We start from the raw sequence: 23,452 nt of genomic DNA, 5'->3' as shown, positions 1-23,452 counted from the left end.
TGTGTAAAAAGTTTAATAATGCCTTATGCAGATATTTGATCTTCAAACGGTGCATGTGCCTGATCTTTGCCAGATACCAATGCCGGCTCAAAAGGCCATTCGATATTGAATGCCGGATCATCCCAACGGTAAGCTTGCTCGGCCGAGGCGGTGTAAAACTGCGTTACCTGGTAGGTGACCGCTGTATTGTCTTCCAAGGTTAAAAAGCCATGGGCAAAACCCTCGGGTACATACAGCATACGAAAACTATCGGCAGTTAGCTCAACGCCTATCCACTCTTTAAAGGTTTCTGAATCCGGACGCAGATCTACAATGACATCATAAATACCGCCCCTTGTACATCTCACCAGCTTGGTTTCACCAAAAGGCGACGTTTGCATGTGCATACCACGCAGCGTGCCGCGTATTTTGTTAAAGCTTACGTTCGTTTGAACAACGTTGGTGTTTAAACCGTACTCATCAAACTCGTTTTTGCAGTAAGAGCGACCAAAAAAGCCGCGCTCGTCTTCAATGCGTTTTACGTCTATAATAAAGGCACCTTTTAGCTTGGTTTCAGTAAAAATCATAGTAGTGTGATTATAAGGTTACGGCGGTTAAAGTTTGCTGGCTTGATTTAAAAGTCCATTCCAGCTCTTCGTTAATTAAGTGCTGATCTTGTAGTTTGGTTAACACTTTTAAACGAATAAGCAATGAATTTCTAAAGTCGTTGTCGGTAAAGTTCATCGCAACCAACCCGTCTCTTAATTCCTTTATTGCTTGCCTAAGCGTATAAAGCGGCTGATGATGAGGTGCAAGCGATTTAAACAGGCTGAAGTCAACCCGGTAAGAACGCTTGTCTGGCGGAGCATTTGGATTTAATGAAACGGTAGTACCCGGAATAATTTCTGCTACAGTATCGGCTATTTCACTTACCTGGTAGTTCCATTCGTCGCAACCGGCATTAACCGCTAAAAACTGACCGCCGTTGTCTGCATCCCGGTCCACGGCCCAGTCAATTGCCCGAGCCATATCTTTTACGTGAATAAGCGGACGCCATGGGCTGCCATCACTCAATATGCCTATTTGTTTTGATATAACCGCTCCGGCAACAAAGTCGTTCAATACCAGATCTAAACGTAAGCGGTTGCTCATGCCGCAGGCTGTAGCAAAGCGCAGGCAGGTAACTGTAAAATCTTCATCGGCCAGTGGTTTAAGTTCTTGTTCTGATGCCACTTTTGAACGAGCATAAGCTGTTAGCGGGTTAACGGCAGACTCCTCTGTTTTAGGGCGATCCTCGGCAGCGCCGTACATGCTGCAGCTAGACGCAAAGATGAAAGCCCGTGCACCAGCAGCTTTAGCCATTTTGGCAATACTGATAGTTGACCGATAGTTAACATCCATAGTGATGTTTTCATACCGGGTACCCATAGGATCGTTTGATATGGCGGCCAAATGTATAACTACATCTACGCCTTGCAACACTTCTTCGGGCATGGTTCTTACATCGCCAAAGAGTTGCATATCCAGTTTGCTTTCCGGAAATATAGTAGCATCAGTTAAGCAAGAACCAAAGTAAGCCATATCATAGCCCACTAATATAGCATCCGGATATGTTTCGCGCAGCTGACTTACCACGCCGGGGCCAACATAGCCCATGTTTCCTGTAATTAAAATCTTCATTGTGTGATGGTTTTGAGGTTTATATAATTTATGATAAAACTTTAGCCGGTGATGTAACCATATGGTACCAAGGTGCTTTGCCTGTTTGCCACATTTCTTCCAGCAAAGTTTTGTCTCTTAGGGTATCCATCGGTTGCCAAAAGCCGGTGTGGCGATAGGCTGATAACTCTTCGTGCTGTGCCAGGTATTCTAACGGCTCATGCTCCCACATAACGTCATCGCCGGTTATATAATCAAACACCTTAGGCTCTAATACAAAATAACCACCATTTATCCAAGGCATATCTGCGGCTTTGGGTTTTTCGTGAAAATGGTTAACCCGATTTTCGCCTGCTGCCAGGTTAAACGCACCAAACCTGCCCGGTTGTTGCACTGCCGTAAGCGTAGCCAGGGTTCCTTGTTGTTTATGAAATTGGACAAGCTCTTCAATATTTACATCGCTTAAACCGTCGCCGTAAGTCATGCAAAAGGTTTCATCGCCAACGTAATCTTTAATGCGTTTTAAGCGGCCGCCTGTCATGGTGTTATGCCCGGTGTTTACCACGGTAACCTTCCAAGGCTCGGTATCGTTTCGGTGAACGTTAACGGTGTTGCTGGCCATGTCAAACGTCACATCCGAGTTATTTAAACAATAGTTTGCAAAATACTCTTTAATAATATGTGCTTTGTAACCGGTACAGATAACAAAATCGTTGATACCGTAGTACGAATAAATTTTCATGATATGCCACAAAATGGGCTTACCAGCGATATCCACCATGGGTTTCGGCCTCACGCCGCTTTCTTCGCTGATTCTTGTGCCTAAGCCTCCCGCAAGAATTACTGCTTTCATAAATTAAAAATTAGTTGTGTGTGTGTGTGTTTATGTTTAATTACCCTTAGAAAGCCCTACAACAAATGGTTGTAAGGCAAGTACAAACAAAAGCCTGCTAAAAGCTAGCGTCGGCATATATTTTCTACTACTCAGCATTCCTCCCGAGTTTGCTGATGGTGTAATAGTCAATTTCAGGCAAGCTCTTTAAGCTTGGTTACCTGCTTTCTATTTAAAATTAAATCTTTTGTGTGTTTCAATATGCGCTTAACATTTTGAATACATAGCGCTCTGAAAACATATTTTAGATAAGGAATAGTATGAAAAACATGTATCAATAAATCTGAATTTGCATGACTTTTTTCCAGCATTAAGAGATTGCTGATCATGTAGTTAAAGATAACATCAGGTGCAAAAAAAGTTTCCCAGGCTTCGCGGCTTTTTTGAGATTTAATTTCCCAAACCACTTCCTCTGCTTTCAATATTTCAGGGATGAGCTCCACATCGCTTTCTGGTACGAATATGGCAAATGATTCCCAGGCAGGACCATTAGGCGCTACCCAGTTATCTGATATAATAACGGGTACTCTTCCAGCTTGCATAGTTTCAAAAATGCGAAAGGAAGATGTACCGGCTCCACGCGGACATAGTACAAACTTACTACTGCTTAATAACTCGGCATACTGTAGTTTTACGTCTTTCAAATCGGCACTGCCAAACATATTATTAAGCGACGGTTTTAAAAACGCTTGATCATGATGCAACTGCAAAATTTTCCGTCTGGGTGGAGAATTTGGGCTTCCCAGGAACGAGAACAGATATTTAAATTCTGTAAATTTTTGATAGGTAATATAAGGATTGATACTCTCGATATAAGGTACTGCAGCCATAAAAGCTTTATTAAAAAACTGCTTAGGCATCGAAGCGTATAAGCCCGGCAACACCAGCCAAGGCTTATCATGCGGATTGTACATGTATACCTTTTCGGGATATTTTTTTACCAGACTATTGTTCTTTAGCTTTCTATAAAAGTAATCTGAATGATATCTGGAATTTTCGATGAAGAGTATAATAGTTGCCTCTTCTGGATCACCAACAATCTGATATTGTTGAATTTTATCTTGAGCGGCTATTTTTAAGAAAGAAGAAATAGGTTCAGGGTCACCGTAAGCCGAGGTAATAAATACTTTGGTTGCATGTTGTTCGAACTTAGGTATGTCCATATTTGAAATGGTGTGATGGTTGTAGGTTTTAAACAGTATATATGAAAGTAATGCCATATAACATAAGCATTACTTACTAACATAAGTATTGAGATAGATTGGCTGGTTTATAGAAACGTTTACTCATGCGTTTCTGTGTGTCAACTTTGCATTAAAACAGGTGCCAATACTTCGTTCAAAATATTACGGCAAATATCTTCGTTTCCCAGCCCCAAACTTTTAACTCGTTTCATGCCAGACAAGCGGATCTGCTCGCGAAGGGTGTTATCCTCTAATAGTTTTTTGCAAACTGCTGCACATTCTTTTTCATCTGCCCAAAACACAGCCTCTACACCTTCTTTGTACAACTCCTGATGTTCAGAAGTACGTTCGGCACAGAATAACCCCGCTGCATAAGGCACTTCCAGTGAACGTTGAGTATGCAAGTCGCGGTTACCTTTAGATAACAGGCCCAAGCAAATTTTAGCTCCCTGAATGGCTGCTACATATTCACGACCGCTTAAGCTGCCACCGCCATAATAAGGCTTTAATACATCCCATTGTGGCGATTTTTCCCACCGAGGCCCCCAAATCTTAAACGATATGTTGTTTTTGATTAACTCTAAAAATATCTTCTCGCGATTTTCATGCCGCATCCAGGTACCGATGAAGGCCACGTCCGACCGAAAAGCCGGAGGAATATCAGATAATTTATCAAATGGTTTATGGGCCACTTCATCATAGCTTCTGAAAACGCGTGTCACTTGTTTTACGCCCAACCGCTTACAGTCTTCCTCGCTTTCTTTTCTAACCACAAAAACTGCATCATACAGTGTTATCGCTTTAATCAACAAATCAAACTTTCTACCGTCGCGTTTACCTGTAGGGTCATCTACGTTGTAAAGCAGCACGGGGCAACCCAAAGTTTTCAAAGCCTTTACGCACTTAGGGCCCAACAGTTCGCCACTATCTATCCAAACCACATCTATATCAATAGTTAAACTATCAATTACACTTTTTACCCATTTTAACATACTCCCCTGCACCAGGCGGTATCCTGTACGGTAATGTATAGGCTCAAACCGATGGGTTTTAAAAACACCATATGGCGTTTTAGCTATTACCGTATGCCCCAAACGCTCAAGAGCTAAAGCGCGCTGTGCACTGGTTGAGCCGGGGTTGATATCGCCCATGTAAAGTATATTAGCCATATGATTGTGATTTGGGTTATAGAGAGTTGTAATTTTGTTATAGAAATAAAATTTCGAATGTTTAGTTGCTTGTCACCAAAGCAGGCTTGCGCTTACGAACTAACAGATTTAACATCCTGGTACCATGATAAATAACTAAGTATAATATAATGGCTTGTATAAAATCGCGTATTAAGAAAATGGCAATTGAGGCCACGCTTTCTGAAGGAAGGTATCTAAATACGGCGTCTAACCCCAGCATGCCGCATATACTGAAAGTAGCTTGCATGTATATGGTACCTGTTAACGGGTTCTGAACTTTTCGTTTGTAATACAGCAGGTCAAACAACAAAAAAACCGGTATCATACCTACGCCTAAAAACACCATATACCACCAGCCAAAGGTTGCCATACCCGTACCGGCCATACTGCCCGTTCTGAAACCGCCCAGCGCCTCTTTAGGACCGCCGGCCCGGTAATACAAATAATCGCCCATAGAAACGCCTTTGAGCATCTTTTTATCGATGTTTATTTTAAACACATCTAAAAAAGGTTGCGGCAGCGTAGCCCATATGTAATCTTCAACAAAGGTAGCCATGTAAGGGTCCTGGCCACCTATGCGGGCCGCCTGCACTAAACTGGCATCATTAAATTTGATATTACAAAAACGTGCTAATAAAATATTATCCAGGTAATTCTCGTCCCAATCGTGCTTTGAAGTAATATCGGCCAATCGGTACCGTCTGATGGCTTCTTTATCACCATAAGCATCTAAAGTTAAACCTATCAGTTCATCATATGGAATGTTCATACGATGAGCCCTTACCAGTACCATAGCTGTGCCGATATCAGCAACCGGACCAGTAAGCAACCACCCGGCAAATACCGCAATCATGGCATTTTTAACGGTAAAAATCTTGTTCTTATACTTGCCCAGCATCAGTCCCATGATGTAAGAAAAGCCTAGAGTAGTAAAGCCAATCATAAACCCGCCCCTACTGTTACGGCCTATACTTACTAAAAACAGCAGCAATGTATAGCCAATTAGTAACAGCACGGTGCTTTTGCCTACTGGCTTATCCTTGCCATACATTTCGCCAAAAGGAATAAAGAACGGGATGTAACTAAATGGCATCAGCGCCTGAATTGCTTTATCGGATGCTGATCCGGTTACTTCCCAACCAATATCCGGCGTGTATAAGTATACGTAGAAGGTAGCTCCTATGCCCATAAAACCCATAATCCATAATTGCAGATCGGATGGTATATTAAACAAACCGGCCTTAACCAACCATGAGTTTGACTGCGTGCCATGCTTATAAGGCAATGAACGGTAAACGTAATGTGCCAGTGCTAAAACAACAATGGTAACGGTTGAATGCAGAAAAACGTCATAAGGCAAGTCTAAATTGAATACCAAGGGCTTGCCTTCAATAAGCGTAAATATAATTGGAAAATAGAACTGAGTAGATGCATAACCTATAATCAGAAAAGAAGAAAGCGGGAAAGCCTCCAGCATTTCTTTTTTCAGAAAAATTCTTTTAACAATTTGCCAAGCCAACAGTACGCTGGCTACAGCCACTACGTTAGGCAGCGTGGTAAATATCAGCACTTGCACAAAAGCAGCTATCAGCAAAACTATCCATGACCATTTGGCAAGCACGCCCGTAAAATTTGCGGCAGGCACCTGCTTAACGCTTGCCTGGTTTACGTTAGCATACGGTTGCTGATGAGTGATGACACCGTCCATATATGTGAATGGGGTTAGGTAATTATGCATTATTTAAAATGGCAATAGTTTGGTTTCTGTTTAGCTTACCGGTGATGAAACGGTTATGAAATATTTGACAAATGGACTTTTTTTCAAAATTTCGGTAGTGCGCTGCCGGGCAAGCGGCGGTAAAAATTGCCAGTATTTAAATGCGTTAATAAACATTAAAACCAGCGTTGCTATCAAGCTAATGTATTTGAAGCTTGGAACCATAATAATGGCAGCCATGCCAGCCGCAGTTATCACAACAGATAATAGTGCACTGCGCCAAGCCATTTTAGGCCACAACAAGCCGTTGTTTGCCAGCCATACCTTGGCAGTTTGATTATACCAAATAGCCGAGGCAATTTCTGATAACAACAACACTACTCCGGCACCGAGTATACCTGCGGCGGGCACCGTCAGTACCGAACCAGCTACCACAACAAACGCCGCCAGCGCAGATATGTTAAATTGTATTTTAAGCAGGTTGTTTCCGGTGATAACCGCTATTGCCGGTTGTGAAATAGCGTAAACCATGACGCTTAATGACAATACAGCAAACAAAATCGGATCAAAAGGCACCTTTCCGCGCGTCCATAAATGAAAAAGTGGTTCTATGAAAATTTGCAGTACAATTAACGCCGGGGCCATAATAGCCACTACAATAATCCAGATGGTGCCAAATGCCGTTTCGCTGCGTTGCTGATCGCGCTGGTGCAAAAACCTGATTAAATCGGGCATAAGCGGGTAAGTAATGGTATGCAAACCCTGCATGGCAAAGTTGGCACCCGTACGGATAGAGGAAAAGGTAACCAGGTTTGCTGCACTGGTTAGCACCGCCAATATGGCCCGAAAGCCTACATTACGAACGTTTTCGAGCAGATTTTTGACAGACAGAACCAGAGAATTGGTAAAATTTTTCCAGCCGAATTTTAACGAGCCTTTTGAGAAACTAATTTTCTCTTTACGCAGTAGGTAGAAAACATCTATGTTTAACATACCAAATCCAATTACTGCTATAATGGCTTGTATAATTCCGGTGGTTAATAATCCTGCGCCAAAAAACACTGCTACCGCCGGCAATATAGTGGTAAATGCTGCTATCCCTGCATTCCACCAGGCAATTCTGGCGTAATAATCAAATGCACTTAGCACCCTCAAAAATAAGCCCCCTACGCTACTGCAAATAAACCATGTGGCAGCTTGCAACAGCAAAACAATGCCCGCCTGAAAAACAAGGTCGGTATTTCCACCTACTTTATCAGTCAAAAAATATTTATATGTACCCGAAAGCAAGCCTATGATTATTATGACAATTGGCAAAAAACCCATAATTAATCCTACCCATACGCCCGACCATAAATAGAAGCTGGTAAGCTTAAGTTTATCCCGACCCAAGCGTATAAATTCAAAACTCAGATAAGTGTGATGCCCGGTATCTAATGACGTCATCATCCCGCTCAAACCCTGAACGGCTATCCATAATCCAAAAGTTTTAATATCCCAAGAGGAAAGATAAATAGGCAAAAGTGCTACTTGTGCGATGATAGTAATTGCTATTTGAACCCATGAAGCTATGCTCCCGGATATTAAGCGCTTGGCAATAGACATTTATATAAATAAGTTGAGGCTATAAATAATTTGTTACTGGCAACACCAGTAGGAATTTCGATTTAGTTAAGGAACTGATTACTTTATGTATTAAAACCTATGCGAGAAGTTTTCGAATACTGATTTTTTTTGAAGTTGCTTAACAGACCGGTCTGCATAGTATCCCCAATCCATGGTATAACCGTAGCGGCGTTCCATCCGCACACCGTTAAAAATCAGATTCATGTTGCGTACTTTGTTTGACCGGTATACATGGTCTATAAAGCGTAAGTCTGATTTAAGGGTAACATTTTGCCTGATTACATATAAGCAAGCATCGCACTTAGGCGCTAAAATCATGGCATCGGTTACTAATTTTAGTGGCGGAGAATCAATCAGGATATTATCATATTCGTATTTCAAATCATTAATAATCTGCTCCATTTGCTCGCTTTCCAACAATTCGGACGGATTGGTTACCGGCGATCCAGAACGCATGACATGTAAATTGCTATGCACACCCGACGGCTGAATAATTTGCTGCATGGTAGCTTCGCCATTTAAAAAATCGCTTAGTCCAGGGTGCATAATATCCAAGTCGAATATCTTGGTAATTTTTGGGCGGCGTAAATCCAGCTCCAGTATGATGGTCTTTTTACCAGAAGCGGCAAGCGAAGCACCAATGTTGCTGGTTACAAAACTTTTACCCTCTCCCGCAACGCTTGAAGTGATCAACGTTACTTTGCCGCGTTCGGCATTGTTGTTCACATACAATAAACTGGTTCGCAACGACCTGAACTGCTCACCAATGGCGTATGATTCGCGGTCTAACACCACAATGGCGTTATTTTCATTAGAATGCATCAGTTCGCACATAATTGGAGCAGAAGTACCTTGCTCAATTTCATCACGGGTTAACACCTTACTGTTTAACGCCTTTTTAGATGAAAGGTATCCTACCGGAATCAAAAACCCGAATATCAAAGCCAAAGCTACCGGCATCTTTGCTGATGTTTGCGGATCATTATAAAATGCATCCTCAACAGTAAATGCATCGGTAATGATTGAAGCATAGCTTAAGGCAATCTCTTCGCGTTTTTGTAGCAAATACACATACAGGTTTTCTTTGATACCCTGCTGGCGTTTAATGCTTACATACTGTCTTTCGTGTTTAGGAACACTTTTTATAGATGTTTCGATGTTAGAGCCATACTGCTGCAATTGGTTGTGTGTTGTAACCAGTGAAGATTTAATGGCCCTTACTTTTTCTCTGATGGCCTCTTTTGTACTTACAATCTGGCTATTAACCGGTGCAAATATCGGGTTATCTTCAGGAGTAGTAGCCAGTAAGCGGTTGCGTTGCAATTCTAACTGTGTCAGTTTCTCAACTAAACTTACCAACCCCGGATCGGTAATACCAATAGTAGCGGGCACTGCCGTATGGGCCGACGAATTTACATAGCGCTCGATGCCGTTAATTACATTCAGTTGGATATTTACGTCTGTTAACTTGGCATCATTTGTACGGATGTTATCCAGATATGATTGTGATTGTGAGGTAATATCTGTTAAGCCAATACTGCTTTTATAATCTTCTACGTTCTTCTCTACCCCAGTTAATTCCTGCGTTAATGATGATAAGCGCTCATCAATAAATTTTAAAGTACGGGCGGTTTCATTATTCTTGTTGGCGGCGTTGGCTGCTTTATAAACAGCAATTAAAGTGTTAAGCACTTTTACACCACGTGCCGGCACCTGGTCATCCAGTTGCAAATCAATAATAGGTGCGTTTTTATCTAAAACTACACTTATATCTTTTTGATAGGCAGAAACCACATCTTCAGGGTCTTTAACCTGTATTCTAAAAGATTTGCCACCGTTTTTGGCAATCTTGTCGGTTGTGTTCAGCTGCCATATGCCTAATCCGTTTTTTAATGGTTTATTAAACGGTAAAGTAATGCTTGTTCCGTCTTTTAGTTTCAGATCAAAAAAGTTGGCATTTTTTACCGTGATATCCAAGTCAGCTTTTTCTAAATCTCCAGATGGCTTAATGTACTGGAATTGTAGAGGGCTTTTGGTATAAAGGTCTTTATAAATGTAATTATAAGGCTCCTGATAATTTACCCATAAGTTTAAGTCGCGTACTACAGAGCGTAACATTTGCCGTGAACGCAGTATGGCAACTTCGTTTTCTATCACCTTTGGCTTTTGCAAAATATCAAGTGCTTCCAACGCCGTTTTTGCATTCAACTGATCTTTTTTAGGATCATTCATGGCCAGTTTGGCCGCAACATGGTATACAGGTAAAGTATTTTTAATGTACAACACGGCAAGCGTTAAACATATGGCTATGCTGATTAAAAACAGGGGCCAGTGAAAAGAATACGAGTCCCACATCTTTTTAAAATACTGTGCCTGGCTAGCCGTCTCCGTTTCGTTACCGTTGGCAACGTTGGTAGAAAGTTGATTATGTATCATTGGTGTTAGTTTAAAACGTTAGCTAAAACAATGGCAACTATTGATAAGCCTGATAGAACTAAGCTTAAAGTGCGGTAGCCTGGGTCAACAGTGGCAAATTTGGTTTTGTCTGGCTGAACGTAAACCACATCATTGTTTTTTAAATAATAAGCCGGCGATTTTATGAAGTCGGTTGAAGTGAGATCAACTGTCTGGTACTCTCTTTCGCCATTTACCTCTCTTATAATAAGCACATTGGTTCGCTTAGCGGTTATGGTTAAATCGCCAGCCAAACTGAGTGCTTCTAAAAGTGTTACACGGGTGTTCGGAATTTTAAATACGTCGGGGCGTAGCACATCACCTAACACAGCAACTTTATAATTTACTATCCGAACGTTAACGTTCGGATTTTTCAGGTACTTGGTAAGTTGTCTTTTTAACTGATCTTGTAATTGTGAAGCGGTAAAGCCTGCTACTTTAACTTCATTTAATATAGGTAATTGGATGGTACCTTCCTGACTTACCTGGTATTCTGCCTTGCTGCTGGAATCTTGCCAGGCACCTGGATTTAAACTGGTAACGTTAACGGTTAATAAATCTTCGGGTTGTATAACGAGTGGTGAAAAGTTGGTAATAGCCTCTTTTACAGTTCCGTTTCTTTTTAAATTTTGGAAGTAAGGAACATTTTTATATGAGTTGCAAGCTGATAAAAACGATACAATTATGCACAGCAATAGTAATAGCCTTTTAGACATCTTTTTTTAGTTAAGTGATAATATAAGTTGACGGAAGTAACTTGATCTGACTTGTTCAGAAGCAAATTAGTAAGTAAGAGAATGGTGTTGCTATAGCTTCGCCATTTCGCTTACATGATTTCTCTTTTGTAAGCGTTGATGGTTTCATTGTCAGACCAGTTTATTACGCTGTGTCTGACATTCTAAAAGTAGATAGTTTACCTTGCATCAAAAAGCAATTTACAGTGTTGTTATCTTTTTGTAAACAACTGAGAAAATACGTGAATTTTTACTTCCTAACTCCTTAATTTAATCCTAAAAACTGGTATCTTTTTAATAATTCTTTAATTTTTACAGGTTCAATATTGTAATTGACAGGCCTTTTTACCAACTATGATTTAGCTTATCTACTTTAATTTAATGCTGATCTCCTACTTCTGCATATTCATTAACATAGCTTGCTAAAAAATCCCGATAAGCTATTTTTATACCTTCTGGCAACTCCACACTATGTTTCCATCCTTTTGCATGTAACTTGGTTACATCCATCAATTTTCTGGGTGTACCATCAGGCTTGGTTGTGTCGAAGTTAATATCTCCGTTATAGCCTACCGTTTGCTTTACTAAATAAGCCAGTTCTTTAATACTGATATCTGCACCAATACCAATATTGATTAACCCTTTTTCGTCATAATTGTCCATCAAATAACAACAAGCCGCTGCCAGGTCATCTATAAATAGAAACTCGCGCCGGGGTGTACCAGTTCCCCATATGGTAACTGATGGCAAATTGTTCACTTTAGCTTCATGAAACCGCCGTATCATGCCTGGCAATACATGTGAATGCTCTGGATGATAATTATCATTATAGCCATACAGGTTGGTAGGCATTACGGTGATATAATTACAGCCAAGTTGATCGCGGTATGAATCACACATTTTTATGCCGGCAATCTTTGCAACAGCATAAGGCTCATTTGTAGGTTCCAGCGGGCCGGTCAGCAAACAATCTTCTTTTAAAGGTTGCGCCGCCAGCTTAGGATAAATGCAACTTGACCCAAAAAACATCAGCTTTTTTACCCCGTTTTCATAAGAAGAATGAATCACGTTAGATTGAATTTGCAGGTTGTCATATAAAAAGTCGGCTTTATACCGTTCGTTTGCCAATATGCCCCCTACTTTAGCTGCGGCTAAAAATACATATTCGGGTTTTTCTGTGCTGAAAAATTCAGCGACAGCTTTTTGATTGCGTAAATCGAGTTCGGATGATGTACGTACCGTAAGTTTTGTAAATCCTTCTTTTTCCAGTTTCCGGCAAATTGCAGAGCCCACCATACCTCGGTGGCCTGCAATAAATATTTTGGCATCTTTATTCATTGAATTGTAATTAGTTAAGGTCGAGAACATTCAAATTTTCATGTGAAATAGTGTAACACGTTTTGTAGCTTATTACAGTATTATTATATATGTATATCCAACAAAATCCGGCTGTTTTTTACTTGAAAATACAAGTATTATATAAGTAGAATATGAAGTGGAAAAGATTGATAATGATAATATGCAATTGTGAGAAAAAGTGTAAACCCACAACTTTCAAATACACCGCGCATACAGAAGCCTGTTTGCTGCAACTAAGCAGATAGACGCTTATTGTTTAACCCCTACTCCCGTCTAATTTGCTAAAAGCAAAAGCTTTTGTATACAGGTTTAATTATTGGGTAACCATAGTAAAATGTTAAATAATGTAAAAAACCGATGTTTGATTACAAAAAAAGGTATTTTAGTTGCCTAACCAACGCCTTACATGAAATACCCTTTTCTATTCTTATTTTTTTCTTTTCTTGTTACTGCTTCAGCTTATTCTCAAAGCAAGTACCTTGTAACTGGCAGTATTAGAGATTCTACGTCAAACCAATCGCTCGAAAATGCAACGGTATGTATATTAAATGCCAAAGACTCTATTTTGCGGAGTTTTGCTAGGGCAAAGCCCGACGGCAGCTTTACTATAAACACCTTAAATAAGGGAAAGTATATATTATTGGTTAGCTATCCCGACTATGCCGACTATACAGAGCATTTTAGCCTTGACTCTGTTACCAATAATAAAGCCTTCGGCAAGATTAATATGCTGCTTAAATCGAGGCTTTTACAGGAAGTAATTGTTAAGGCGGAAAAGGCATCCATAAAAATAAAAGGTGATACTACCGAGTTTAATGCCAGTGCGTTTAAAATACAACCAAATGCTAAGGTGGAAGACTTGCTGAAACAACTGCCCGGTATACAGGTAGACAAAGACGGAAAGATAACTGCCCAGGGCCAAACGGTAAATAAGGTATTGGTTGACGGCGAAGAGTTTTTTGGAGATGACCCTACCCTGGTTACCAAAAACCTAAGGGCAGATATGGTTGACAAAGTACAGCTATATGATAAAAAAAGCGACCAGGCGGCTTTTACCGGTATTGATGATGACAAGAAAACCAAGACCATTAATATACAGCTTAAAGATGACAAGAAGCAAGGCTACTTCGGTAAGCTAGATGGTGGAGTTGGTACAAACAAGTTTTACCAAACGCAAGCCATGTTTAATGCTTTTAAAGCAAAACAAAAACTTTCAGTATACGGCACATTGGCTAATACCGGCAAAACTGGCCTGGGCTGGCAGGATAACCAAAAGTACGCATCGTCCGGGAACGTTGAGTTAATGGATGGCGGTGGCATAATGATTAATTTTGACAACGGTAATGATGAGCTCGACTCGTTTGACGGGCGATACAATGGCGAAGGTATACCAACGGCCAGAACCGGCGGCGTGCATTATGATACGAAATGGAATAAAGACAAAGAATCGCTTAATACTAACTATAAAGCGGGCTCTTTGGATGTTACCGGCTTCAAAAACATCTTGTCGCAAAATAATCTGCCAACCGGTACCATCAACAGCAACAATAACCAAACTTTTGATAAGCACATGTTCAGGCAAAAACTGGATGCTACTTATCAATTAAAAATTGACACTTCTTCCAACCTTAAAGTGATAGCTGATGCTACGGTTAAAAACGGTAGTGTTAAAGACCGCTACCAAGCCACCAGTATAAGAGGTAACGATGTTTTGTTGAATGAGAGCGACAGAACCATTGACAATAACACTGATGGCAAAGTATTTCATGCCAATGTATTCTGGAATAAAAAATTCAAGAAAAAAGGCCGTACTATATCTTTTACAGCCGACGAACTTTATAATGAAAACAATGCAAAAGGATACTTAAATTCTAAAATCAACTTTTACGATACTACCGGAACGTTCACAAGCAGGCAAGAAATTGACCAGTATAAAACGGAGAATGTAAAAAGTACCATATTGAAAACCAACGTTGCCTACACCGAACCACTGGCTAAAAACTTTACGGTTATTGTTAACTACGCTTTTTCGGTAAATAACAGTAGTTCTGACAGAAGATCGTATAACCGTTCGGCAAACGGTTACACGTTACTCGACAGTCTTTTAAGTAACGATTACAAATTTAATCAGTTATACAATGAAGGCGGAGCCATTTTCAATTTAAAAGGCAAAAAAGGGACGCTAAACTTTGGAACCAAAGCGGCTACCGTTAATTATAAACAGGTTGATGAATTTACCGACCGCGTTTTTAAACGCAGCTTTATTAACTGGAATCCGCAAGCATCATACAATTATAAATTTGGTCCGCAAACCAACATGCGTGTGGCTTATCAAGGCAATACGCTACAACCTACTATAAACCAGCTTCAGCCGGTTTTTAACAACACCGATCCGCTTAATATCACCTTGGGTAACCCGGATTTGAAGCCATCGTTCAGAAACAACTTTGATTTCAATTATAACTCTTACAAAGTATTAACCGATCAGTACATCGGCCTTTATGGTTCTTATTCGTTTACATCCAATCCTATTGTAAGCAATACCACAGTCGATTCGGCCGGCAGAAGCACTTACCGGTCTGTAAACTTCAATAAAAACTCAACCAATTATTATCTGGAGGTTTATTCCGGACGAAAAATTAAAGCGTTAGGCAGTATTAACCTGGGGCTAAACCTTTCTGCCAATGGCAACAATTCATACAACCTTATTAACGATGCCATCAACTACACTAAATCGCAGTACTATAGTACTGGCTTAAATATTTCGAAATACAAAGAAAAAAAGTATGATGCTTATATATTTGGTGGCCCTAATTATACTGTAAGCAAATCATCATTGCAAAGCCTAAACAACAATGGTTTTGGTTTTAATAGCCGGGGCGGCTTCAATTTTTATCTGCCGCTTAAGTTTCAAATTGGCACAGACGGCGACTATCAATACCGTGCTAAAACCGAATCGTTTAACCAGCGGTTTGAGCGTTTTACTTGGAATGCCGTTATCGCCAAAACCTTTACCAAGCAAGATCAGCTAAAAATTTCGCTTACAGGGTACGATTTACTTAATCAAAACAAGGGTTTTGACAGAAGCGCATTAGGCAATATGCTTACGCAAACTACTTACACCAACATCAGAAGATATTTTATGGTATCCCTTTCTTGGGATTTCAGCAAAATGGGCGGTGGCGCTCAACCTAAAAAATAACAGCCATGAAAAGACCTATCTTAACTTTAATAATGCTTGCAATAGCAGGTTACACAGCTATAGCACAAGCCAAACGTTTTACCCCAAGTGGTACCATTGAGTTTGAAAAATCGGTAAACATGTACGCCGTTATTCAAAAAATGATGGACAAGGATAACGAAAGCTTTTTTTTACCGGCATTTGAGGCATACAAAAAGCAAAAGCCACAATTCAAGAAATTAAAAAGTACGCTGACGTTTAATGGTAACCAAACGCTATTTGTACCTAATGAAGATGCAGACGAGGATCAGACATTTTCCAGTCCGATGGTGACACAAAATAATACCACCTACACTAACCTTGGCGATGGTTTGAGCACTACACTAAAAACAGTTTTTGAACAGTCGTTTCTGGTGAAAGACAGCATACGCCACATCAACTGGAAAATAACAGATGAAAGGCGGGATATTGCCGGCTACTCGTGCCGCAGGGCTAATGCCGTGGTTATGGACTCTATTTATGTGGTAGCTTTTTACACAGATGAGATTCCTACTTCGGGTGGCCCCGAATCATTCACCGGTTTACCCGGCATGATACTGGGCTTGGCCATGCCCCACGAAAACATAACCTGGTTTGCCACACGGGTTACCGACCAAACTGTACAGGCCGCCACTATCAAACCACCATCCAAAGGTAAACCGATGGATAACAAAAAACTTGCAGAAACCATTAAATCGGCCATGACTAATTGGGGCAATTATGGCAAAACGGCGTTAAAAGCCCTTATGCTATGATACAATTGGCCAACTATATGCAAACGCAAAAGCCTCTAGCCTTAAGTTAGAGGCTTTTGTGTTTAAACTATTCAAGTGAATATTACATAACGTGCAATTTGTTGCTTCATAAATATCACAAACACCAATTCGCCGCTAATCAGTCAAACACTTTTACCAAAAACAATCTTTGCTATATATAGCTTTCTGTTTAAACTAATTATATGCCGAAGTGGTTAAAAGTTTTATTTAAGGTACTTGCAGTAATTGTAGGCGCAATTATTTTGCTATTTGTAGGAATTTCCATATACATCAGTACACACAAAGCCAAAGTACTATCGCTGATTAATACCGAATTAAATAAAAATTTGGATGGCAATTTAACCATTGGCGATTTGCAAACCAGCTTTTTTAGTGGGTTTCCAGGTATTTCTGTATCTCTCAAAAAAGTATTGGTGCGCGACAAACGTTGGGCAGAGCATCATCATACACTACTTGACGCACAAAGCCTTGGCGTAACCATTAATACAGCATCATTATTTAAAGGCACGGTGCGCATTAGCCGCATTGCTATTAATGATGCATCCATCGATTTGTATACAGATACTGCAGGTTACAGCAATACATCTATATTTAAAAAGAAAAATAAACAGACCCCAAAAGATACCAGCAGTGGCGACTCTGATACGGAGTTTGGCAATATCGACCTGAATAACGTAAAGTTCGCTGTTAACAATCAGCAGAAGAACAAGCTGTTTCAGTTTGATGTAAAAGAGTTGCGAGGCAAAATGCATTATCCCGACTCGGGATGGAATGCCAACTTGCAATTAAAAGTGCTACCTCAAAGCTTTGCCTTTAATACCGACCGCGGTAGCTTTCTAAAAAACAAGGAAGTAGCCGGCCAGCTCCTGGCCGGGTATAACGAAGACAAAGGCATTATCAATGTAGAATCAAAAAACCTAACCATTGGTGGCGACAACTTTGGTATTAAAGCAACATTTAATACTGGCAATAAGCCTACTGATTTTAATATACAGGTATCGGCCAATCAAATACTGTGGCGGCACGCATCGGCGCTGCTGGCAAACAACATAGCTATCACACTCAACAAATTTAATTTAGAAAAGCCGTTTGCTGTAAAAGCAACCATTGCCGGAAGCTTTGGCGGAGGCGACCCGAAACTTAATGTAGTTGGCAATATTAACAACAACCGATTAACCACGCCTGGCGGCGATTTTGACAATTGCAGCTTTGATGCCCAATTTACCAATGAGGCAGAAAAAGGCAAAGGTTTAACAGATGAAAACTCTGTTATTAAGGTATACCATTTTACCGGCAAATATCACCAAGTGCCTGTAAGGGTGGATACCGGTACTATAGCCAATTTGAAAAAGCCTATTGTTACCGGCAACTTTGTATCCAACTTTCCGCTAGTTAATTTAAACGAATTGTTGGGTAAGGATATAGCTAAATTCAGCACTGGTTCTGCAAATTTAAATCTGCATTTTAAAGCTGACGTGGTAGACTACCGTCTTAACAAACCCATCATCAGCGGAATGATTAAGCTGGTTAAAGCCGACGCTACCTATATTCCCCGGAATTTAAAGTTTCAGAACACATCTATGTCGCTGGGCTTTATTAACAACGATTTAGTACTTAGCGATATGCGTGTGCAAAGCGGCCATAGTGTGGTGTATATGCAGGGCCGGGTAAAAAACTTTTTGAACTTGTATTACAATGATCCCGAAAAGATTTTATTGACTTGGCAAATCCGCAGCCCTGAATTGAGGGTGGCAGAATTTTTAGGCTTTTTAAACAGGCGCCGCCCTTCAGCAAGACCTGTTCGAAGAACCGCCAACAGCACTAACATTATTGACCAGTTGAGTAACGCTTTAGACAAAGGCAATGCTGAAATGCATGTTTCTGTAGATAAACTTTATTATAAAAACTTTTTAGCCACTAACGTTCATGCCAACTTGCTTACCTATGAAGAAGGCATTTTTATAAAAGATTTGGGACTAAGGCATGCAGGCGGATCTTTAGAAGTTAAGGGACGTATGACACAGGGCGACAACGTTAACCGTTTTGCTATCAATACTATAATAAGCAGGGTAAACGTGCGCGAGTTTTTCAAAGCCTTTGATAATTTTGGAATGAGCGGCTTTTCATACGAAAATCTTAAAGGATATTTATCGGCCAAAGCCCAGCTCAATGGTGGTATTACAGACAAAGGGAGTTTGCTACCCCGGTCGCTTAACGGCACAGTTGAATTGAATTTGCAAAATGCCGCATTGCTTGATTTCGATCCATTAATAAAAGTAGGAAAGTTTGCTTTTCCATTCCGCGATTTAAATAATATCACTATTCCAACCTTAAACGGCCGGTTTGATGTACGGGGTGAACATATTATCATTAAACCTATGCAAATAAGTTCGAGTGTACTAAATGCTGACGTTGAGGGTGTATATGGCTTAAACAAGGGAACCAGTATTGCGTTGGACATCCCTTTGCGAAATCCTAAAAAAGACGAAGATATTACCGACGAAAAAGAGCTGCAAGAAAGGCGATACAAAGGTATCGTGTTACATATTTTGGCGCATGACGATGAAAATGGAAAAATAAAAATAGGCTGGAACAAAAATCATAAATAGTAACATCCGACATAAGGTTATCACTTATGCAATATTAAAAACATCTTAATATTACACCCTTTTACGATATAGTTGAGTTAGCAGACAGAGAAAACTTCATAAAATTACAAACCACGTTTCACTAATGAGCTCTGCCCTTTTCGCTTTCTGCACCACCGGTTTCCCGTTTTGAAACGCTGTTTGTTAATTTGCCAAAATTGTAGGTAAATGCTAGTGTGGCTACCTGCGTATCTGAAAAGTTGCGGTAAGTTGCTGTAGCTCCGGCTATGTTAGTTATGGTACCGCTTGGGCTGAAAGTACGTAGAACATCCTGAACGTTTAATTTTATAGAGCCCTTGTTGTTCAATATCTTTTTCTGCAATGCAGCATTTAGCATACCGGTAGGTATGGATATAAATTGGCCGTAGGTACCACCACTGCTATACCAACCGCTTAACTCGGCACTCCAGTTTTTTGATATAGTAAATTGTTGGTTACCATTCATGCTAAATGTTGTTTTAGACTGGTTAAGGTAACCGGTATAAAAGGCCCCTTGGTAGGTGTTATTGAACACCTCGGCATATAAATTAACCGACCACCACTTAGTTAGCTGAAAATTGGTATTGGCCGAAAAGTTCAGCACTTTTTGCTTACCGATGTTGCCAGTGGTACTAACGAAAATATTGCCTTCTTTACGAATGGTTTCTCCCTGCACATCGGTGGTGTAGTTATAAGTGGCTGCTATGGTTAAAAGACTTTTAAAACTGTAAGCCAGCTTATAATTATTGGTAAACTCTGACCGGAGGAAAGGATTACCTGAAAAATAAGTAAACTTATCTACAAAAAAGGTAAAAGGGTTCAGACTACCATAATTGGGCCGGCCTATGCGTCGGCCGTATGAAGCAACCAGCACATGGTGCCCCGCCGTATCCAGGTTGTAAGAAAGATACGCTGTTGGAAAAAGGTTGATATAATGCTTTACAAAAGATGAATCGCGCCTTTGACTATTACCCAGCTGATGACCATTACCGTTTGTATTTTCTGCCCGCAAGCCTGTTTGTATAGAAAATCGTTTAAAGGTTTTGTTGAAATTCAGGTAAGCCGCATTGATATTTTCTTTATATAAAAACCGGTTGGTATTGTTATAATCAATAGTGCTTACATCATTAATAACGTTAAAATAGTTAGCTGCATTATCGGTATTTACATAGCTGCTTTTCACACCCGCTTCCAGCTTAGCTTTGCCTTTAAGCGGCTGGGTATAGTCTGCCTTTGCCGCATAGATATTAATAATTGACGGTAGGTCACTGCGTATGACCTGGGTCAGAATTAAAGTGTTATCCGGCAAAAAAGTATCATTCATAAACAACTGGTTGCTACCCGATTTATTACGAATGTAATCTAAATCAAAAGTAAGCTGTCTGCCGGTACTATCATACTTATGCGTATAGTTCATGTTGATACCCTTACTATTAAACTTGTTTTTAGAGGTATTAAATGTAGTGACTGAAGAATCTAACTGGCCGTTACGATTATATAGCAAACTATAAACCGGACTGCTGTCATGATCGGGTGATATGTTACCGGTAAACACTATACCCCAGGTGGTTTTCTTTGACAGGTAAAAATCCATGCCCGCCTTGATGTTTGTGCTATTGCTTCTGGGCCTGAAATAAGATATATCTTGTAAAGAAGAAGCCTGATTTCCGCTTTCGTCTAAATAAATACGATCAATCGCCAGCCTTCTGAAAGTACGCTGTTTGTTATAAGAAACGTTGGCAAACAGGTTAACTTTATTGATACGGTAATTAAAGTTCAGACTCTCGTTTGTACGGCCGTAAAACCCTTGCCCGTAATTAGCCGATACAGTGGCATTTAAACCTTTGAGAGAATTCTTTTTGGTTTTAATGTTGATAACACCTGCATTACCGGCGGCGTCGTACTTAGCTGGTGGATTGTCCATCAATTCTATCTGGTCTAACGCAGTAGAAGGTAATGAGCGCAAGTAAGTTACCAGATTTGCGGCAGAAAGGTAAGTTGGCTTGTCATCTATCATCACCAACACACCGCTTTTACCTTTAAAAGTAATATTTCCATCGGCGTCTACCTGCACGCCGGGCGTTTTGGCCAGTACTTCTAAAGCATTAGCTCCGGTGTTTGATATCAAAGCGCCAACGTTAACCACTGTACGGTCAACTTTTTGCTGTATATAAGCTTTTTGCCCGGTAACGGCTACTTCTTTTAATGCTTTTCCTGCAGGCTGTAAAATAATGGCAGGCAGATTAACCGCTTGTTGCTGACTGACAATTACATCGGCGCTACGGTAATTACGATAACCAATGTAAGTTACCTTGATTAAGTAAGTATTATTTTTAACGTCTGAAAAGCTGAAAGTACCATCTGCATTAGACAGTTGTGTGTTTACCACTGCCGAATCTTTTGCAGCAAGTAATATCACTGTTGCGCCGTCGAGCGGCTTTTTGGTATCATCTAGTATTAAACCGGATATTTTGCTATTATGAGTTTGTGCGTAAGTCCACTTGCATAGCAACATTGTAAATAAGGTTAAAAATAATACTCGTTGTGATACCATAACCATAAGATGCAAGTTCGAACCAATTAGTTACAGTACTGCTCAATTAAAGCTTGACGATATCATTTATACCTTAATTTTTAAAATTTGAACAGATAAATGAAATGTGAGATCTAAACAACCTTTTTACTTTTCAAACAGGTAACCGCTGTAGGCCAATCCTGTCGCTACACTTTTAAAATTATCGCCCGAATTCAGGTTCACATGCGGAAACCGCTCCTTAAATAACTTTTGGATACTACCCACCAAAGATGTACCGCCAGTCAGAAAAAGACTGTCGATGTTTGTAGGTTCTATATGGTGTTGTAACAGGAACTGATCTAGGTAGTTGGCAATTCGGTTTACATCTTTAGCGATGATCTGCTCATAATCCGGCAAAGATATTTCCTCATCTATTTCAATGTCCATTTCCTGATAACTGAACCGGGCCATGTTTGCACCCGAGAGCGTGATCTTTGTATTTTCGATGGATCTGAATACCGAATAGCCTAAGTTATTTTCAATAAGCGTAAGCAGGTTTTTAAACTTTCGGTTTTTACCCGAAAAATAGTAGTAGTCTTCAATATCCTTTTTGATACGCGGCCCGTTAAAAAAGTTCATTTGTTCCCACGAGCATATGTTGGCAAACAGTGATTTGGGTACCGTTAGCCGCTTACCCGATGTAGCCTCATACTGTGTATGCTTGCCAAAGTAAGGCGTCCCACGCTCCCACATAAACGCTGCATCCAAACTGTCGCCGCCAATATAAATGCCACCTGTAGCCATCATGTCACTTTTGCGGTTTTTGCTATTGGCCTTCTCCGGATTTAGCACTAAGTAAGTAAAATCTGTTGTACCGCCGCCCAAATCGGCCACCAATACGTTTTCTTTTTTACTTAAGGTTCTTTCATAAGCAAAGGCAGCGCCGATGGGTTCAAACTGAAAGCGAACTTCGTTGAAACCGGCAAGTTCGGCAGCCTTGCTTAGGCGAGTTTGTGCCAATGTATCCTTCTGCACATTATCATCGTCAAAAAAAACAGGTCTGCCAATGATTGCTTTTTGACAGTTTTCCCCAATTAAACTATCCGCCCTGCCTTTCAACTCCTTCAAAATAATAGCCACCAAATCGGCTGCGGTATACCTTTTGTTTTGAATACGGGTTTCTGTAAAGCTAGATCGTGATAAAACTTGTTTAACCGACTTGATGAAGCGCCCTTTCATACCCTCATTCAAATAAGCCGAGATGGCTTCTTCACCTACAACAAAATTGGGCGTACCGTCCGAATTGCGCTGTTCATAAAAGTAAATAAGCGAAGGGATAATGATGGTATGCGCAATTTCCCTAGATTCTTCGTTGTAAATAGCCAAAGCCGAGTTGGTAGTACCGAAATCAATTCCGTATAAAAACTTATCCATATACCGTGTTTGCAACAACCTTAAATTTTTAAAGGGCGGCGAAAGTAGTTAAAATTAGCTTAAGAATAAAATGAATAAAGGATAAT

Annotated in this window: 15 protein-coding genes; 3 read left to right on the top strand and 12 right to left on the bottom strand. The window is 40.3% G+C overall.

What is annotated here, in order from left to right; genetic code table 11:
- Positions 1-23: 23 nt before the first annotated feature.
- The 10 genes from rfbC to GPM24_RS15320 all read right to left on the bottom strand — a co-directional run bounded on the left by rfbC (position 24) and on the right by GPM24_RS15320 (position 12,773).
- Positions 24-566: a dTDP-4-dehydrorhamnose 3,5-epimerase gene (gene rfbC / locus GPM24_RS15365; RefSeq protein ID WP_158827753.1), complete on the bottom strand. Its 543-nt coding sequence runs from the start codon at positions 564-566 to the stop codon at positions 24-26.
- 10 nt (positions 567-576) lie between these two features.
- Positions 577-1,659, bottom strand: a complete 1,083-nt coding sequence (locus tag GPM24_RS15360) for an NAD-dependent epimerase/dehydratase family protein (protein WP_158827751.1) — start codon at positions 1,657-1,659, stop codon at positions 577-579.
- 28 nt (positions 1,660-1,687) lie between these two features.
- Complete coding sequence (gene rfbF, locus GPM24_RS15355; protein ID WP_158827750.1) at positions 1,688-2,491, bottom strand: glucose-1-phosphate cytidylyltransferase; 804 nt, start codon at positions 2,489-2,491, stop codon at positions 1,688-1,690.
- 173 nt (positions 2,492-2,664) lie between these two features.
- Complete coding sequence (locus tag GPM24_RS15350; protein ID WP_158827748.1) at positions 2,665-3,693, bottom strand: exostosin domain-containing protein; 1,029 nt, start codon at positions 3,691-3,693, stop codon at positions 2,665-2,667.
- Between the two features lie 140 nt (positions 3,694-3,833).
- The gene (locus GPM24_RS15345) at positions 3,834-4,883 is read right to left on the bottom strand and encodes a CgeB family protein (protein ID WP_158827746.1); all 1,050 of its coding nucleotides are present in this window, start codon (positions 4,881-4,883) and stop codon (positions 3,834-3,836) included.
- 61 nt (positions 4,884-4,944) lie between these two features.
- Positions 4,945-6,642 (bottom strand): hypothetical protein, encoded by a 1,698-nt coding sequence (locus tag GPM24_RS15340; RefSeq protein WP_158827744.1) that lies wholly within the window; start codon positions 6,640-6,642, stop codon positions 4,945-4,947.
- Positions 6,643-6,672: 30 nt separating this feature from the next.
- Positions 6,673-8,226 carry a lipopolysaccharide biosynthesis protein gene (locus tag GPM24_RS15335; protein ID WP_158827742.1) on the bottom strand — a complete coding sequence of 518 codons (1,554 nt, stop codon included), beginning with the start codon at positions 8,224-8,226 and terminating at the stop codon, positions 6,673-6,675.
- Between the two features lie 90 nt (positions 8,227-8,316).
- A complete protein-coding gene (locus GPM24_RS15330) occupies positions 8,317-10,683 on the bottom strand; it encodes a GumC family protein (protein ID WP_158827740.1) in 2,367 nt (788 codons plus the stop codon).
- 5 nt (positions 10,684-10,688) lie between these two features.
- On the bottom strand, positions 10,689-11,417 hold the full coding sequence (locus tag GPM24_RS15325) for a polysaccharide biosynthesis/export family protein (protein WP_158827738.1): 729 nt from the start codon (positions 11,415-11,417) through the stop codon (positions 10,689-10,691).
- A 396-nt stretch (positions 11,418-11,813) separates the two neighbouring features.
- Positions 11,814-12,773 carry a GDP-L-fucose synthase family protein gene (locus GPM24_RS15320; RefSeq protein WP_158827736.1) on the bottom strand — a complete coding sequence of 320 codons (960 nt, stop codon included), beginning with the start codon at positions 12,771-12,773 and terminating at the stop codon, positions 11,814-11,816.
- A gap of 427 nt (positions 12,774-13,200) precedes the next feature.
- Between GPM24_RS15320 and GPM24_RS15315 the strand changes: the two genes are divergently transcribed.
- The 3 genes from GPM24_RS15315 to GPM24_RS15305 all read left to right on the top strand — a co-directional run bounded on the left by GPM24_RS15315 (position 13,201) and on the right by GPM24_RS15305 (position 19,399).
- Positions 13,201-15,996, top strand: coding sequence for an outer membrane beta-barrel family protein (locus GPM24_RS15315; protein WP_158827732.1), 2,796 nt, complete (start codon positions 13,201-13,203; stop codon positions 15,994-15,996).
- Between the two features lie 5 nt (positions 15,997-16,001).
- Positions 16,002-16,769 (top strand): GLPGLI family protein, encoded by a 768-nt coding sequence (locus tag GPM24_RS15310; protein ID WP_158827730.1) that lies wholly within the window; start codon positions 16,002-16,004, stop codon positions 16,767-16,769.
- 203 nt (positions 16,770-16,972) lie between these two features.
- Entirely contained in the window at positions 16,973-19,399 is a 2,427-nt protein-coding gene (locus GPM24_RS15305) for an AsmA family protein (RefSeq protein WP_158827728.1), read from the top strand.
- 121 nt (positions 19,400-19,520) lie between these two features.
- Here the strand turns inward: GPM24_RS15305 and GPM24_RS15300 are convergent, their stop codons facing one another.
- Together GPM24_RS15300 and GPM24_RS15295 are read right to left on the bottom strand one after the other, a co-directional pair.
- Positions 19,521-21,932: an outer membrane beta-barrel protein gene (locus GPM24_RS15300; RefSeq protein ID WP_158827726.1), complete on the bottom strand. Its 2,412-nt coding sequence runs from the start codon at positions 21,930-21,932 to the stop codon at positions 19,521-19,523.
- Between the two features lie 165 nt (positions 21,933-22,097).
- Complete coding sequence (locus GPM24_RS15295) at positions 22,098-23,366, bottom strand: Hsp70 family protein (protein ID WP_158827724.1); 1,269 nt, start codon at positions 23,364-23,366, stop codon at positions 22,098-22,100.
- Positions 23,367-23,452 lie beyond the last annotated feature (86 nt).

Origin of the sequence: Mucilaginibacter lacusdianchii, from assembly GCF_009770985.1 — a bacterium.
Lineage (GTDB): Bacteria > Bacteroidota > Bacteroidia > Sphingobacteriales > Sphingobacteriaceae > Mucilaginibacter > Mucilaginibacter lacusdianchii.
Note: the sequence above shows the minus strand (reverse complement) of the source record. Positions and strands in the feature narration are given on the sequence as shown.

Bases quoted from the DNA above. Each gene is read 5' to 3' on its own strand.
- rfbC (WP_158827753.1), bottom strand. From the start codon at position 566: ATGATTTTTACTGAAACCAAGCTAAAAGGTGCCTTTATTATAGACGTA.
- GPM24_RS15360 (WP_158827751.1), bottom strand. From the start codon at position 1,659: ATGAAGATTTTAATTACAGGAAACATGGGCTATGTTGGCCCCGGCGTG.
- rfbF (WP_158827750.1), bottom strand. From the start codon at position 2,491: ATGAAAGCAGTAATTCTTGCGGGAGGCTTAGGCACAAGAATCAGCGAA.
- GPM24_RS15350 (WP_158827748.1), bottom strand. From the start codon at position 3,693: ATGGACATACCTAAGTTCGAACAACATGCAACCAAAGTATTTATTACC.
- GPM24_RS15345 (WP_158827746.1), bottom strand. From the start codon at position 4,883: ATGGCTAATATACTTTACATGGGCGATATCAACCCCGGCTCAACCAGT.
- GPM24_RS15340 (WP_158827744.1), bottom strand. From the start codon at position 6,642: ATGCATAATTACCTAACCCCATTCACATATATGGACGGTGTCATCACT.
- GPM24_RS15335 (WP_158827742.1), bottom strand. From the start codon at position 8,226: ATGTCTATTGCCAAGCGCTTAATATCCGGGAGCATAGCTTCATGGGTT.
- GPM24_RS15330 (WP_158827740.1), bottom strand. From the start codon at position 10,683: ATGATACATAATCAACTTTCTACCAACGTTGCCAACGGTAACGAAACG.
- GPM24_RS15325 (WP_158827738.1), bottom strand. From the start codon at position 11,417: ATGTCTAAAAGGCTATTACTATTGCTGTGCATAATTGTATCGTTTTTA.
- GPM24_RS15320 (WP_158827736.1), bottom strand. From the start codon at position 12,773: ATGAATAAAGATGCCAAAATATTTATTGCAGGCCACCGAGGTATGGTG.
- GPM24_RS15315 (WP_158827732.1), top strand. From the start codon at position 13,201: ATGAAATACCCTTTTCTATTCTTATTTTTTTCTTTTCTTGTTACTGCT.
- GPM24_RS15310 (WP_158827730.1), top strand. From the start codon at position 16,002: ATGAAAAGACCTATCTTAACTTTAATAATGCTTGCAATAGCAGGTTAC.
- GPM24_RS15305 (WP_158827728.1), top strand. From the start codon at position 16,973: ATGCCGAAGTGGTTAAAAGTTTTATTTAAGGTACTTGCAGTAATTGTA.
- GPM24_RS15300 (WP_158827726.1), bottom strand. From the start codon at position 21,932: ATGTTGCTATGCAAGTGGACTTACGCACAAACTCATAATAGCAAAATA.
- GPM24_RS15295 (WP_158827724.1), bottom strand. From the start codon at position 23,366: ATGGATAAGTTTTTATACGGAATTGATTTCGGTACTACCAACTCGGCT.